Annotated in this window: 13 protein-coding genes; 4 read left to right on the top strand and 9 right to left on the bottom strand. The window is 61.4% G+C overall.

The window, feature by feature from the left end; genetic code table 11:
* Window positions 1–5: 5 nt before the first annotated feature.
* The 5 genes from ACUTSC_RS12495 to ACUTSC_RS12475 form a co-directional block, all read right to left on the bottom strand.
* Window positions 6–995: an ABC transporter permease gene (locus tag ACUTSC_RS12495; RefSeq protein WP_038877882.1), complete on the bottom strand. Its 990-nt coding sequence runs from the start codon at window positions 993–995 to the stop codon at window positions 6–8.
* Window positions 992–2,482 (bottom strand): sugar ABC transporter ATP-binding protein, encoded by a 1,491-nt coding sequence (locus ACUTSC_RS12490; protein ID WP_049200535.1) that lies wholly within the window; start codon window positions 2,480–2,482, stop codon window positions 992–994. Before ACUTSC_RS12490 ends, ACUTSC_RS12495 begins: the two co-directional genes overlap by 4 nt.
* A 54-nt stretch (window positions 2,483–2,536) precedes the next feature.
* A complete protein-coding gene (locus tag ACUTSC_RS12485; RefSeq protein ID WP_015378502.1) occupies window positions 2,537–3,454 on the bottom strand; it encodes an ABC transporter substrate-binding protein in 918 nt (305 codons plus the stop codon).
* 135 nt (window positions 3,455–3,589) lie between these two features.
* The gene (locus ACUTSC_RS12480; RefSeq protein WP_033643780.1) at window positions 3,590–4,657 is read right to left on the bottom strand and encodes a zinc-binding dehydrogenase; all 1,068 of its coding nucleotides are present in this window, start codon (window positions 4,655–4,657) and stop codon (window positions 3,590–3,592) included.
* A gap of 285 nt (window positions 4,658–4,942) precedes the next feature.
* Complete coding sequence (locus tag ACUTSC_RS12475) at window positions 4,943–5,896, bottom strand: LysR family transcriptional regulator (RefSeq protein ID WP_087763345.1); 954 nt, start codon at window positions 5,894–5,896, stop codon at window positions 4,943–4,945.
* Between the two features lie 139 nt (window positions 5,897–6,035).
* Here ACUTSC_RS12475 and ACUTSC_RS12470 point away from each other — a divergent pair, with 139 nt between their 5' ends.
* Both ACUTSC_RS12470 and ACUTSC_RS12465 read left to right on the top strand, forming a co-directional pair.
* The gene (locus ACUTSC_RS12470) at window positions 6,036–7,238 is read left to right on the top strand and encodes an amidohydrolase (RefSeq protein WP_197768103.1); all 1,203 of its coding nucleotides are present in this window, start codon (window positions 6,036–6,038) and stop codon (window positions 7,236–7,238) included.
* A 1-nt stretch (window position 7,239) separates the two neighbouring features.
* Complete coding sequence (locus ACUTSC_RS12465; protein WP_197768104.1) at window positions 7,240–8,028, top strand: lysine/arginine/ornithine ABC transporter substrate-binding protein; 789 nt, start codon at window positions 7,240–7,242, stop codon at window positions 8,026–8,028.
* 158 nt (window positions 8,029–8,186) lie between these two features.
* Here the strand turns inward: ACUTSC_RS12465 and tmaR are convergent, their stop codons facing one another.
* From tmaR to ACUTSC_RS12450, 3 genes are all read right to left on the bottom strand, one after another.
* The gene (tmaR, locus tag ACUTSC_RS12460) at window positions 8,187–8,504 is read right to left on the bottom strand and encodes a PTS system regulator TmaR (protein ID WP_004935612.1); all 318 of its coding nucleotides are present in this window, start codon (window positions 8,502–8,504) and stop codon (window positions 8,187–8,189) included.
* Between the two features lie 160 nt (window positions 8,505–8,664).
* Window positions 8,665–9,732, bottom strand: coding sequence for an FUSC family protein (locus tag ACUTSC_RS12455; RefSeq protein ID WP_070914537.1), 1,068 nt, complete (start codon window positions 9,730–9,732; stop codon window positions 8,665–8,667).
* 94 nt (window positions 9,733–9,826) lie between these two features.
* The gene (locus tag ACUTSC_RS12450) at window positions 9,827–10,594 is read right to left on the bottom strand and encodes an N-acetylmuramoyl-L-alanine amidase (RefSeq protein WP_197768105.1); all 768 of its coding nucleotides are present in this window, start codon (window positions 10,592–10,594) and stop codon (window positions 9,827–9,829) included.
* A gap of 176 nt (window positions 10,595–10,770) precedes the next feature.
* Between ACUTSC_RS12450 and ACUTSC_RS12445 the strand changes: the two genes are divergently transcribed.
* The gene (locus ACUTSC_RS12445; protein ID WP_004935623.1) at window positions 10,771–11,517 is read left to right on the top strand and encodes a S24 family peptidase; all 747 of its coding nucleotides are present in this window, start codon (window positions 10,771–10,773) and stop codon (window positions 11,515–11,517) included.
* A 36-nt stretch (window positions 11,518–11,553) separates the two neighbouring features.
* Here ACUTSC_RS12445 and ACUTSC_RS12440 read toward each other — a convergent pair whose 3' ends face one another.
* A complete protein-coding gene (locus tag ACUTSC_RS12440) occupies window positions 11,554–12,663 on the bottom strand; it encodes an SDR family oxidoreductase (RefSeq protein ID WP_197768106.1) in 1,110 nt (369 codons plus the stop codon).
* A 258-nt stretch (window positions 12,664–12,921) separates the two neighbouring features.
* Here ACUTSC_RS12440 and ACUTSC_RS12435 point away from each other — a divergent pair, with 258 nt between their 5' ends.
* Window positions 12,922–13,128: a hypothetical protein gene (locus ACUTSC_RS12435; protein ID WP_197768107.1), complete on the top strand. Its 207-nt coding sequence runs from the start codon at window positions 12,922–12,924 to the stop codon at window positions 13,126–13,128.
* The last annotated feature ends 36 nt before the right edge of the window (window positions 13,129–13,164 follow it).

Below are 13,164 nucleotides of genomic sequence, written 5' to 3'. Positions count from 1 at the left end.
GCCCCCTATTTGCGCCGCACGGAGCTGAGGTAGATGGCGGCCAGGATGATGCCGCCCTTCACCACGTTCTGGATATATGGCGACACGTTCATCAGATTGAGGCCGTTGTTGAGCACCCCGAGCATCATCGCCCCCACCAGCGTGCCGACGATGGCGCCGCGCCCGCCGGAGATAGCCGCCCCGCCCAGCACCACCGCGGCGATGGCGTCCAGCTCGAAGCCTTCGCCGGCGTTGGGCTGCCCGCTCATCAGGCGCGAGGTCAGCACCAGCCCGGCCAGCGCGGCGGTCAGGCCGCTAATCACGTACACCAGCATCTTGTAGCGCGGCACGCGGATGCCGCTCAGGCGCGCCGCCTCTTCGTTGCCGCCCATCGCATAGACGTAACGGCCGAACGGCAGCTGATTGAGCATCAGCCAGGCCAGCACATACACGCCGAGCATGATCAGGATCGGCACCTGGATGCCCAGCACCGTGCCGCGGCCGAAGAACGAGAAGACGTCGGGCAGGCCGGAGATTGGGTAGCCGCCGGTATAGAGCAGCGCCAGGCCGCGGGCGATGCCCATCGACGCCAGGGTGACGATGATCGGCGGCATGCGCAGATAGGCGATGCAGGCGCCGTTGGCCAGGCCGAACAGCGCGCCGACCGCCAGCGCCGCTACCATCGCCAGCGGAATGGGCACCGCCGCCAGCATCAGCCCGGCGGCGACCGAACCGGCCAGCGCCATCACCGGCCCCACCGAGAGATCGATGCCGCCGGTCAGGATGGCGCAGGTCATGCCCACCGCGATGATGGCGTTGATCGACACCTGGCGCGCCACGTTGGTCAGGTTGTTGACGCTGAGGAAGCTGTCGTTCAGCAGGCTCATCAATACGAACAGGACAGCGAAGCCGATAAACGGCAAGACCGCCGGATGATGCAGCAGTTTTTCCCAGCGCTTGCCGAGGCTGGGGCCGGCGGCGCGGCGCGCCACGGCGGGTTGTTCAATTCCGATCATAAGGCACTCCCGGTCGCGTGAAGCATAATGTGGTTGGATTCGATGTCGTCGCCGGTCAGCTCGGCGACGATGTGGCCGCCGCGAAACACCAGCACGCGGTCGCACACGCCGATGATCTCCGGCAGTTCGGAGGAAATCATGATGATGGAGATGCCCTGCTGGGTCAGTTGCTGCATCAGCTGGTAGATCTCGGCCTTGGCGCCCACGTCGATGCCGCGCGTCGGTTCGTCGAAGATCAGGATGTTGCAGTCGTTGTTGAGCCAGCGGGCGATCACCACCTTCTGCTGGTTGCCGCCGCTCAGGGTGCTGACAGCGGTCTCGGCGTCCGGGGTTTTCACGCCCACGGCGCGGATCAGCCGTTGCACCACGTCGCGATCCTGGCGGGCGCTGACGAAGATCTTGCCGCGCCGGTGGTGCCGGTTGAGGGTGATGTTCTGCGCCACCGAGAACGGCAGCACCAGGCCCTCGGTTTTGCGGCTCTCCGGCAGCAGGCCGATGCCCTGCGCCAGCGCCTGCGCCGGGGAGCGCAGCGCCGCCGGTTGGCCGCCGAGGCTGACGCGTTTGCGGTGGCAGCGGCTGGCGCCGATCAGCGCCGAGACGGTCTCGGTGCGCCCGGAGCCCACCAGCCCGGCGAAGCCGAGGATCTCGCCCTTGTGCAGGTGGAAGCGGTCGGTCGCGCCGTGCTTCTCGCGCTGGATCTCCGCTTCCAGCAGCACCGTGGCGGTATCGACCGGGTGCTGTTTCACCGGGAAGGCGTTCTCGATTTTGCGCCCAACCATCAGCCGCACCAGCTCTTCCACGTTGGTGTCGCCGGTAGCCAGCGTTTCGATGTAGGCGCCGTCGCGCAGCACGGTGATGCGATCGCAGATAGTGAAGATCTCGTCCAGGTGGTGCGAGATAAACACCATGCCGACGCCCAGCAACCGCAGATCGTTCATCACGCTGAACAGGTGCTCGGCCTCGCCCGGCGTCAGCGTGGCGGTCGGCTCATCCAGCACCAGCACCCGCGCCTCCAGCGACAGCGCCTTGGCGATCTCAACGAACTGCTGCTGCGCCACGCTCAGCTGCTCCACCGGGCAATCGAGATCGATAGCCACCGTCAGCCGCTTGAAAATGGCCTCGGCCTTGCGCCGCATCGCCCGCCGATCCAGCAGGCCCCAGCGGTTCCTGATCTCCCGGTTGAGGAAGATGTTGTCGATGGCGCTCATGTAGGGAATCAACGAGAATTCCTGAAAAATAATGCCGACCCCGGCCTCGATCGCCTGGCGATAGTTGTTAAAGCGGCGCTGCTCGCCGTCGATAAAAATATCGCCCTCGTCCGGCTGATAGATGCCGCACATGATTTTTACCAGCGTCGATTTGCCGGCGCCGTTTTCGCCCAGCAGGGCGTGCACTTCGCCGCGTTGAATGGCCAGATCGATGCCGTCCAGCGCCTTCACGCCGGGAAAGCTCTTTTTTATTCGCTTCAGTTCCAGTAAAGGTGTCACCGCATTGCCCTCCGCGCCGAACGCCCCGCCGCAGCGGGGCGAACCTGGCCGCTGTTACCAGCTAAAGCCGGCCGCATTGCTGCGGTCGATCAGCTTCACTTTGACCGGCACGGTTTTCGGCACCGTGGCGCCCCAGTAGCGGGCCAGCGCAATGCCGAGCGCGATGCGCAGCTGGTCGCGCGGGAACTGCGCCGAGGTGGCGATGAACGGCGAGTTCGGCTTGAGGATCTCTTTGATGGCTTCCGGCTGGCCGTCGACGCTCACCAGCTTGACCTTGGCGCCGTTGCTTTCGATCGCCGCCAGGGCGCCGAGCGCGCCGACGTCGTTGACGCTGAAGATGCCCGCCAGATCCGGCGCCGACTGCAGCATGTTTTCGGTCACGGTCAGCGCGGTGTCGCGCTCCTGCTTGCCGTTTTGCTTGGTGACGATCTTGATGTCGGGGTATTTCTTCATCGCCGCTTCAAAGCCGCGCACGCGCTCCAGGATCGGCACCACCGGGATGCCGTCGAGGATCGCCACCTTGCCTTTGCCGCCCAGCGCTTTCGCCAGGTACTCGCCCGCCTGGAAGCCGGCGTCGTAGTTTTCCGAGCCGACGAACGAATCCAGCGGCCCTTCCGCCTGGGCGTCGATCGCCACCACTACCGCGCCGGCCTTATGGGCGGAGATCACCGCCGACTGCACCCCCACCGAATCGGTCGGGTTGATCAGCAGGATATCCACCTTCTTCTGCAGCATGTCTTCCACGTCGCCGATCTGTTTGGCGACGTCATGGCGCGCATCGGCCACGTACACCTTGGCGCCGATATCCGCCGCCGCCTGATCCAGCGCCTGCTTCATGGTGACGAAGTAGTCGTTGTTCATTTCCTGGAACGACATACCGATAGTGATTTGCTTGGCCAGCGCCCCATGGCTGGCCGCCAACATTCCACCGGCGACGATAAAAGGCAGGGTCTTTTTGAATAATGAAAACATAGCCAATTCTCCTGTAGGGAAGCTTCTTGTTGTGGTTATCAGAGCAACAGCATGTCTTTACGTTTGGCCGACCGGCCGGCCCCCCATTGCGAGCGGGCCGGCGATCGTGACTGCAACAGCGGTACAGCGGGAGGGTCAGGGAACCAGGATCACCTTGATGGAGTCGGTCGAGTCCGCCAGGGCGAAGGCTTCGTCCCAGTCGTTCAATGAATAGCTGTGGGTAACCACGCCATTGGAGGTCACCAGCCCGCGCTCGAACAGATCGATGGCGATTTCGTAGCTGTAGGGCGCCAGGTGCGCGCCGCGAATGTCCAGCTCTTTGCGATCGCCGATGATGGACCAGTCGACGGTGGTTTCCTTGCCGAACACGCTGAACTCCACGAAGCGGCCCAGCTTGCGGATCATCTGTAGCCCCTGGGTGACGCCGATCGGCGCGCCGGTGGCCTCGATGTAAACGTCGCAGCCGTAGCCGCCGGTCAGCGATTTGACGATCTGATCGGCGTCTTCCTTCAGCGGGTTGATCACCACGTCGGCGCCAAATTCCTTCGCCAGTGCCAGCCGCTCGTCGATGGCGTCGATCACGATCAGTTTCTTCGGCGTCTTCAGGCGCGCCACCTGCACCATGCACAGCCCCAGCGGCCCGGCGCCGGCCAGCACCACCACGTCGTCCAACTGGATGTCGCCGCGCGCCACGGTGTGGATGGCGCAGGCCATCGGTTCAATCAATACCGCGTCTTCATGGCTCAGGCTTTCCGGGATCTTGTGCACGATGGCGTTCTCGGAAAAGCGCATGTACTCCGCCATGCCGCCCTCCGCCACGTCTTTTTGAAAGCCGTAAATGTTATGCGTCTCACACATCCAGTAGCTGCCGGATTTGCAGTAGCGGCACTCCCAGCACGGCACGATCTGCTCGGCGATCACCCGCTCGCCGAGCCGGTATTTGCCTTCCGCGCCCTCGCCCAGCGCGGCGATGCGGCCGTAGAACTCGTGGCCCGGCACCACCGGCGGTTTAACCCACGGGTTCTCCCCCCAAAACATCTGTGCGCCATTCTTGCACTTGCAGTCGCCGGCGCAGATGCCGCAGCCTTCCACCTTGATCACCAGCTCGCGCGCCTTCGGCAGCGGCGTGGGCACCTGTTCGAAACGATAGTCCTGCGGGCCGTGGCAAACGACCGCACGCATTTTTTCCGGCAACTGGCTCATCTCTTCCTCCAATACACTCGTTAAACGCTTGAATTTTCTTAATGTTGACGTTGTCATTTTTATCCAACAAAAAACAACAAACGTTATAAAGTGATAAATTTCAATTGATTAATCATCAAACACCCAGGAAAACTCAAAATGACAACGTGAACATAGAGCGACATATAACCAAAGCTGCAAAAATAATTATTTGAGCGAAATCACATATCGTTAACATTGCGGCTAAAAATGCTACAAATGCGGATCGCGATCCCATTTACGGGATCGGCGATCCGGGGGGATCCGCTAAATCAGCAGGCGCACGCGATCGTAGATCTGGCGATCTTCCGGCCGCGACGATCGCGTCTGCTGGCGCAGGGTGCGCACCAGCGTGTCGATAAACGCATGGGCGGCGGCGCTCAGAATGCTGTTGCGCCGGGTGACGATATTCAGCTGCGCCGGCTGGCAGCTCTCCCGCAGCGCCAGCGGCTGCACGCGGGAGGCGAACTGCGGCAGCGCGACGATCGGCCGCGGGCACCAGGTGCACATCTCGGCGGACTCCACCAGCGCCTGCAGCATGCCGAACGAATGCGCCTGGATAATGCGCTGGCGCGGCAGGCGCGCGCCGTGGCGGTGAAACACCTCGTCGAGCAGCGCATCGAAACTTTCCGGGGTATAGCTCATCACCCAATCCTGCTCCAGCAGCTGATGCAGCGAGGTACTGTGCGCCAGCGGGTGGCCGCGCCGCACCATGTACGCCGTTTCATACTCCAGCAGCGGCTCGCAGTGGAACTCCTGCGGCGCCGACGACGCCGGCAGCGGCGTAATGGCAAAGTCCATCGTGCCCTCGCGCAGCTGCGACTGGGCGTTGGCCATCAGGCTTTCCGACAGTTCCAGCCGCACCGCCGGCACCTTGCTGCGAAACGCCATCACCGCCGGCGGCAGCACCGTCAGCATCAACCAGGGGGTGATCGCCGCCTTGACCAGATCCGCCGCCCGCCCGCGCAGCGCCGCCATTTCTCCCTGAGCCTGCTCCAGCTGATTCAACACCAGCCGGGCGTGCGCCAGCAGGGTTTTGCCGTAGGGGGTAAAGCCCAGCCCGGTCGGGGTGCGGATCAGCAGCGGCAGCGCCTGTTCCTGCTCCAGTTCGCGCAGCGCGCGTGTCACCGCCGCCTGCGACAGCCCCAGATGCCGCGCCGCTGCGCGAATGCTGCCGCTGTCGGCGCTGGCCACCAGCGCCTGCAGTTGGTGCAGTTTCATGTTCACCTCCTGACAATCATTGGTTGTCAGCATAACCGAACGGCGGCTACCCGGCAAAAACGGAGTTTGCTAGTCTCGATGCCTGTCCCTCTGCCCCGTTCCGTGCCCGTTGGTCGGGACTCTTTTGCCGGAGACCGTGATGAACCCTTCACTCGTACTGCCTGAGATCGCCGCCGTTCATGATGAGATGGTCGCGCTTCGCCGCCACATTCACGCCCACCCGGAGCTGGGCTTCCAGGAGTTCGCGACGTCGGATCTGGTGGCGCAGCGGTTGGAGGAATGGGGTTACCGCGTCACGCGCGGCGTAGGACAAACCGGCGTTGTCGCCACACTGCAGCGCGGGCCGGGAAAATCGCTCGGCATCCGCGCCGACATGGACGCCCTGCCGATTGCCGAAACGACCGGTTTACCGCACGCCAGCACCCATGCCGGGGTGATGCACGCCTGCGGCCACGACGGGCACACCGCCATGCTGCTGGCGGCGGCGCGCTATCTGGCGCAGCAGCCGAACTTTAGCGGCACGCTGCACCTGATCTTTCAGCCGGCGGAAGAAGGCGGCGGCGGCGCCAGAGTGATGATTGAAGACGGCCTGTTTGAGCGCTTCCCTTGCGACGCGGTGTTCGCCATGCACAACGTGCCCGGCTTCCCCACCGGCCACCTGGGCTTCGCCAGCGGCCCCTTCATGTGCTCGGCCGATACGGTACACATCACCCTGCACGGCCACGGCGGCCACGGCGCGGTGCCGCAGAGCACCGTCGATCCGGTGGTGGCCTGCGCGGCCATCGTCATGAGCCTGCAAACCATCGTGGCGCGCAATATCGATCCGCAGGAAACGGCGATCGTCACCGTGGGGGCGATGCAGGCCGGCCAGGCCGCCAACGTGATCCCGGCGACCGCCACCCTGACGCTCAGCGTGCGCGCGCTGACGGCGGCGGTGCGTGAGCGGCTGGAGCAGCGCATCACCGAGCTGGTCACGGCGCAGGCCGCCAGCTTCGGCGCCCGCGCGGAGATCGACTATCAGCACGGCTACCCGGTGCTGGTGAACCACCCGGCAGAAACCGAGCTGGCGCGCGCGGTGGCGCTGGAATGGGCCGGAGAGAGCCGGGTTATCCCCACGCTGCGGCCGTTCACCGCCAGCGAAGATTTCGCCTTTATGCTGGAGAAGTGCCCGGGCAGCTACATCTCGATCGGCAACGGCCCCGCCACGCCGGGCAATTCTCTGCACAACCCCGGTTATGACTTCAACGACGACAGTCTGTCGCTGGGCGCCACCTACTGGGTCAAATTGGTCGAGCGCTTTTTAGCTCGCCCTGCGGTTTCATCGCCAACGCTGAGGAAATGACATGAAAACCATCAAAGGGCTGTTGTTGTTGCTGCCGCTGGCCGCGAGCTTTCCCGCGCTGAGCGGTGAATTCAGCGGCAAAGTGATCAAGCTGGGCATCGATCCCACCTTTCCACCGCTGGAATATAAAACCCCGCAGGGCAAGCTGACCGGCTTCGGCGTCGATATCGCCCAGGCGTTGTGCGACCAGATGCAGGCCAAATGCGTGTGGGTAGAAAGCAGCTGGGACGGCATGATCCCCGGCCTGCAGGCGAAGAAATTCGACGCCATCGCCTCGTCGATGACCATCACGCCGCAGCGCCGGCAGCAGATCGCCTTCTCCAGCAAGGTCTCGAACGCCCCGGCGCGGCTGGTGGCGCATAAGGGCAGCAACCTGCAGCCTACCGTCGCCTCGCTGAAGGGCAAATCGGTCGGCGTGCAGCAAGGCTCCAGCCAGGAGGCCTACGCCAACGCGCTGTGGCGCCCGGCCGGCGTCAACGTGGTGGCCTACCAAAGCCAACAGGAAGTGAACGAAGATTTGGCCAACGGCCGGCTGGATGCGTCGCTGCTGGCCAGCGTCAGCGCCAGCGAGTTCTTCAAAACGCCCGGCGGCAAAGATTTCGCCTTTATCGGCGCCGAACTGGACGACAGCAAATACTTCGGCGTCGGCGACGGCATCGGGGTGCGCAAAGACGATACCGCGCTGCTTAACGCCTTCAACGACGCGCTGCAGGCGATCCGCGCCAACGGCACTTACAAGAAAATCAACGACAGGTATTTCGACTTCGACATGTACGGCGCGGAGCAGTAACAAGCGTTCCCCGGCGGTCACCTGCAGATCCTGCAGGATGGGGAGGCGCCTTCGGCCGCCGGGGAACGCCCCAACGGAAACGGCAGTGTCGGCAAGAACGGAAAATCAGGCGGGATAAGGATGCGGGCCAGGCAGGACGCCCGGCCCGCTAAAGCGGGTTACTTCACTTCGCCCATCGCTTTCAGCTTTTTGGACAGCTCGCGGCGCTCTTTGGACAGATCGGCATTTTTGATGATGTAGTCATCAACGCGATCTTCGTAGTCGCTGCGCATGTTGGCGATGATGCCCTGAATGTCTTCAATGCTCATGCCGGGCTTGATGTACTCACTCAGGTTGTCGAGCAGCAGCACGCGCTTCTGGTTATCACGAATTTTCTTTTCGTTGTCGACGATCTCGCGTTGCAGTTTGTTTTTGCGGCGGAACATACGCACAAACTCCAGCACGTCCTGGAAACTCGGCTTATTTGCATTATCCATCTTTATACCCTTGCTTTAGTAATACACAGATTCATTTGCTTACGGCCACATGGCACCAAGATACAGGTTTGTGGCGGTCCGGCACAACAGTGATTGCCTTATCTTACCCACTTTGCTCCGGCGGCCAAAACCCAAAGCGCCGCCTTCATGATCTGACCCCTTATTCGCGCCCGGCGGCGGTGCAGACCTGCAGCAGATCCCCCAGCTCTTCCAACTGCTGCGCCAGCTCCATGCTGAGCCAGACATAGCCGTAAATCGGCGCTTCGCCGTGCTGGCCGAGGCTGACCTCCTGCATCAGCGTTTTCAGCTCGCCGGCGATCTCCGCCAGCTGCCCCGCCGCCGCCTGCCGCTGCGCCTGCGGCCCTTCACGCATCAGCACCGCCAGCGATTCCAGCGAGCTCAGCGTCAGCAACTGGGTGCTGCGCAGCGTGCGGGCGTTCAACATGATGAAGTGCGTTTCGCGCGAGGCCCAATAGGCGTCGGCCATCAGCTCCAGCGTGCACACCAGATTGCGGCTGAGGGTTTGCACCGCCTCGAACACCGCTTTGGGGATGCGGGTTTCCTTGCTGGCGGGCACGATCAGGCTGCGCAGCTTCACCACCTGATTCAACAGATCCTTGAGCTGCGGCTCCAGCCGCGGCCGCTCAATGACGTTCGGCGAAAAATACGCGCCGTAGAGGCGGGCGGCGGTTTGCAGGCAGTCCGCCATCTGCATGCGCCACAGAATATAGGCGCGCTGTGGGTAGATGCTGGTGAACAGCAGCGCCAGCAGCGAGCCGAAGATCACGTCGCCGCTGCGCCACAGCGCGGTATGCATGTCGCCGGCGCCCGCGCCGCACACCACCGCCAGCGTGATCCCCACCAGCAGCGCCATATACGGCCGTTTGCCGAGCGTCAGGTAACCGCAGACGAACATCACCACGCCGCACCAAACCAGCATCAGCGGCAGCGAATAGAGTTCCAGATACAGGGCGATCAGGCCGGACGCGGCGCCGAATACCGTGCCGGCAATGCGTTGCAGCGCCCGCTGCAGCACGTTGCCCCAAAACGAGATCGGCCCCATCACCACCACCAGGGTGATCAGCGGCCAGGTGCCTTCTGGCACCGCCAGCAAGCGGATCAGCAGAAATGTCAGAATAAACGCCAGCCCGATGCGCACGCCGTGAACGATGCGATAGTGGCGGTAGGTCAGCAATTCAAGGGAAGAGATTTTTCGATCGAGGCGCACGATGCCTCCGATAAAGACCAGCCAGGCCGCTATTTTAGCGGAGGAAGCCCGGCAAGGAAAAGGCGAATGAGGCGTCCCCCATTCGCGGTCAGGCTCAGGCGGCGTACTTGTCGACCAGCGCGCGCAGAACGGCGGCGGTTTCGACATCCATCACGCCGTCATACTTCTGCTGGCGGAAGTGCAGTTGGAACGCGTGCACCAGCTGGCGATAGCCTTCTGCGGTGTTCGCCGCCGAGGTGTCGTAGCCGTATTGGGCGAACAGTTTCAGCAGCTCGGCCTGCGCCGGCAGCCCCTGGCTGCAGTATTCCTGCTGGCGCTGCTGCTTGGTGGCTTCGTCATACCAGGCACCGACGCCGGCCTGATACAGCTGCTGCCACGGGAACTGCGGGCCCGGATCGCTCTTGCGGCCCGGCGCGATGTCGGAGTGCGCCACCACGTTCTCCGGAGAGATGTCCGGATAACGCTGCAGGATATTCTGCGCCAACTGGATGACCGCCTCGATCTGCTGCGGGTTAAACGGCGGGAAGGTGATGTTTCCACCGTCGCCACTCGCCAGGTTGACGATCTCGATGCCGATCGAGGTGTCGTTGATATTGCTGCGGGTGCCCCACTGGCTGCTGCCGGCATGCCAGGCACGCTCGTTCTCGTCCACCAGGTTGAAAATGCGCACGCCGCTGAAGCCGGCGGCCTGATAGGTGGCCTCGGTCGGATCCGGCACCAGATAGTGCGCGCTGACCGATTTTCCGGTCAACGACGTCACCGAGTCGGCGAAGTTTTGCGCCGTGTAGTGCAGCACCAGAAAGCGCACGCGGTGGCCGAAGCTGGCGACCGATCGGTAGCTATTGTAATCAATCTTGTACATCGTAAAGTCCCTCTCTCGTTTGATTTCACTGAGCGGCCTCTCATCATGACAGGCCGCTCCGCACAGGTGAACCTTTGGCTCACCCTTTTTGTTTTAGCTAATTGCTAAATTATGCGCAAGCGTTTTTTAGCAAAACCGTTATTTACCTTTTTGCTAAAGAGTGCGATCATCGAACAATGGAAACTAAAGAAATCAGGCGCAACAATCTGCGCGAATTGATGGCCCGCTACGCCCGGCAAGGCGTCAACCAGAATGAGTTCGCCACGCTGGTTGAGTCTTCCGCGCCGACGCTGAGCCAAATCATCGGGGAGAAATCCTCTCGCAATCTTGGCGACAATCTGGCCAGGCGGATCGAGGCCAGGCTGAATTTGCCCAAGGGCTGGTTCGACGTGTTTCATGAAAAACAGCTGGTGCGCCCGTTTGACAACGTGGCGGCGGAGTCGGACTTCCAGCCCGCCCGTTTGAAACCGGTGGTATGGGAAGATACCGAACAAGACAAGGAAGAGTTTGTGGAGATCCCGCTGCTGGATATTGATTTTTCCGCCGGCGACGGCTGCTACGAAATCGTCGATCGCGAGGAGTTTTCGCTGATCTTCCGCCGTTACTATCTGCACAAGATGGGGGTGGCGGTCAACGCCGCGCGCATTATCCGCATCTCCGGCTCCAGCATGGAGCCCCGTCTGCAGGACGGCGACGTGGTCGGCATCAACACCGACGACACGCGCATTCGCGAAGGCAAGACTTATGCCATCCGCCACGGCAATTTGCTGCGGGTGAAGGTGCTGATCGAGCAGCCGGACGGCGGCGTCGTCATCCGCTCCCTCAACCGGGAAGAGTACCAGGACGAGCACCTCAGCTATCAGCAGCGCAAGGAGCAACTGGTGGTGCTCGGCCGCGTCTTCTGGTCCTCTTCGTCCTGGTAACGGACAATAATCTCGGGCGCCCGCTGCGCCCGGCGGTTATTTGAAGTCCACCACCATCTGCTGCTGGATAGACAGCCCGCGGGTCGACTGGACGCAGCCGGCGATGTAGTCGGTGAAGCGCGGCGGCTTAGGCATGCCCAGCTTGAGGATCTTCTCGTTGCTGAAACGCACATTGAGCATGGCGAACGATCCGTACAGGCGCATCGCTTTCAGCATCAGCCGTTCGTTGCACGGGCCGAAAATGTCTTTCAGCTGGCGGCGCATTTTCACCAGCGCGTCATACGTCACCTGCGCATACTCATCGCCCACCGGCGCCTTTTCCAGCGCTGCCGCCATGGCGTTATCGATTTCGGCAAAGCTGACGCTGCTCTCCACGCCGGCGGAGATGTGATACACGTCGTTCTCCAGCGTTTCGCTGTTCATCAGCATCACCAACGCATCCGCGCAGTAGTCCGCCGGGATCACGTCGATATTGTCCTCCAACGAGCACATGAATTTGCGCAGCATCAGCGCCATGCCAAACACCCAGAAAATGCTGCTGGAAGGCTGGCAGCCCAGGCGGGTGTGCCCCACCACGATCGACGGACGAGCGATGGTCAGCGGCAGTTGCGGGCAGCGTTGGCGCATCAGCTGTTCGATGGTGGATTTGGAACGCGTATATTCCACCAGGTGCTCGGCGTCTTCCTCAAACTCGCCGCTCTCCGCCACCAGCGAACCCGGCTCCGGTGAACAGGACATGGCGGTACCGACGTGCAGGAAGCGTTTTAGCCCCGGTACCTGCGCCATTCTTTCGGCAAAGGCCAAGGTGCCTTCTACGTTTACCTTCCAAATGAGCGGGTTATTACCAAATGAAGCAACGGCCGCACAGTTAATAACGTGCGTGACATTGTTAATACGTGCGTCAGTTAAAAAGTCGGCCGGCTCGGAAAGGTCGCCCAACAATATATTTTCTATCGTAATTTTAGACAGCAGATTCGCGTCGATATTAAACTTTTCCATATTCGCGCGAATACGGGTCAGCCCTTGCTGCGCATCGTCGGCACGCACCAGTAAAAGATAATTAATAGACTGATTTTCAATCAATAATTTTTCGAGAACCGCACCACCAAGAAAGCCGGTAGCGCCGGTCAACAGTAGCGTTTTCATAATTGTCACCCACATTGGTATTGAATGTGGAAGATTGTATCTGCGGATATTTAAACAAATATTAAATAGAATTACGGCGCCCTCACTCAGTTTTCTTAATATTATCTTAAGGAATCTTTTGAAACATCCATCGTGGCTTTAGTAACAAAAGAACCGCATAGATTCCATGATTAATCTCCGCCGTTTAAATACCATTGATGTAGCGCCTGATTTAATTTAACGGTCAATGTTATTTCTCTTCTCGTCCGTGGAGGACTTATGACCTATAACCAAAAAATCTGGTTGGGGGTTTTACTGCTGTGCACCCTGTTTTGGGGGGCGGTGATAAGCGGCGCCTGTTCGCTGTATAACCGGGCGGATCGTCTCAATGCGCACCAGGCGCAGAGCGAGTTCGCCGCGCGCCACAGTCAGGCCCCCTGCTCGCAGCAAAGCGCTCAGGCGTCCATCGCCCCCCGGAATGGGTAGGGACAAGACCCGCTAACGATCCTATTATACCCTAAG

The organism is Serratia sp. TSA_105.2 (assembly GCF_052692115.1).
This window is presented reverse-complemented; position numbering and strand designations above follow the sequence as displayed.

Bases quoted from the DNA above. Each gene is read 5' to 3' on its own strand.
- ACUTSC_RS12480 (WP_033643780.1), bottom strand. From the start codon at position 4,657: ATGAGCCAGTTGCCGGAAAAAATGCGTGCGGTCGTTTGCCACGGCCCG.
- ACUTSC_RS12470 (WP_197768103.1), top strand. From the start codon at position 6,036: ATGAACCCTTCACTCGTACTGCCTGAGATCGCCGCCGTTCATGATGAG.
- ACUTSC_RS12465 (WP_197768104.1), top strand. From the start codon at position 7,240: ATGAAAACCATCAAAGGGCTGTTGTTGTTGCTGCCGCTGGCCGCGAGC.
- ACUTSC_RS12495 (WP_038877882.1), bottom strand. From the start codon at position 995: ATGATCGGAATTGAACAACCCGCCGTGGCGCGCCGCGCCGCCGGCCCC.
- ACUTSC_RS12450 (WP_197768105.1), bottom strand. From the start codon at position 10,594: ATGTACAAGATTGATTACAATAGCTACCGATCGGTCGCCAGCTTCGGC.
- ACUTSC_RS12485 (WP_015378502.1), bottom strand. From the start codon at position 3,454: ATGTTTTCATTATTCAAAAAGACCCTGCCTTTTATCGTCGCCGGTGGA.
- ACUTSC_RS12440 (WP_197768106.1), bottom strand. From the start codon at position 12,663: ATGAAAACGCTACTGTTGACCGGCGCTACCGGCTTTCTTGGTGGTGCG.
- ACUTSC_RS12435 (WP_197768107.1), top strand. From the start codon at position 12,922: ATGACCTATAACCAAAAAATCTGGTTGGGGGTTTTACTGCTGTGCACC.
- tmaR (WP_004935612.1), bottom strand. From the start codon at position 8,504: ATGGATAATGCAAATAAGCCGAGTTTCCAGGACGTGCTGGAGTTTGTG.
- ACUTSC_RS12445 (WP_004935623.1), top strand. From the start codon at position 10,771: ATGGAAACTAAAGAAATCAGGCGCAACAATCTGCGCGAATTGATGGCC.
- ACUTSC_RS12475 (WP_087763345.1), bottom strand. From the start codon at position 5,896: ATGAAACTGCACCAACTGCAGGCGCTGGTGGCCAGCGCCGACAGCGGC.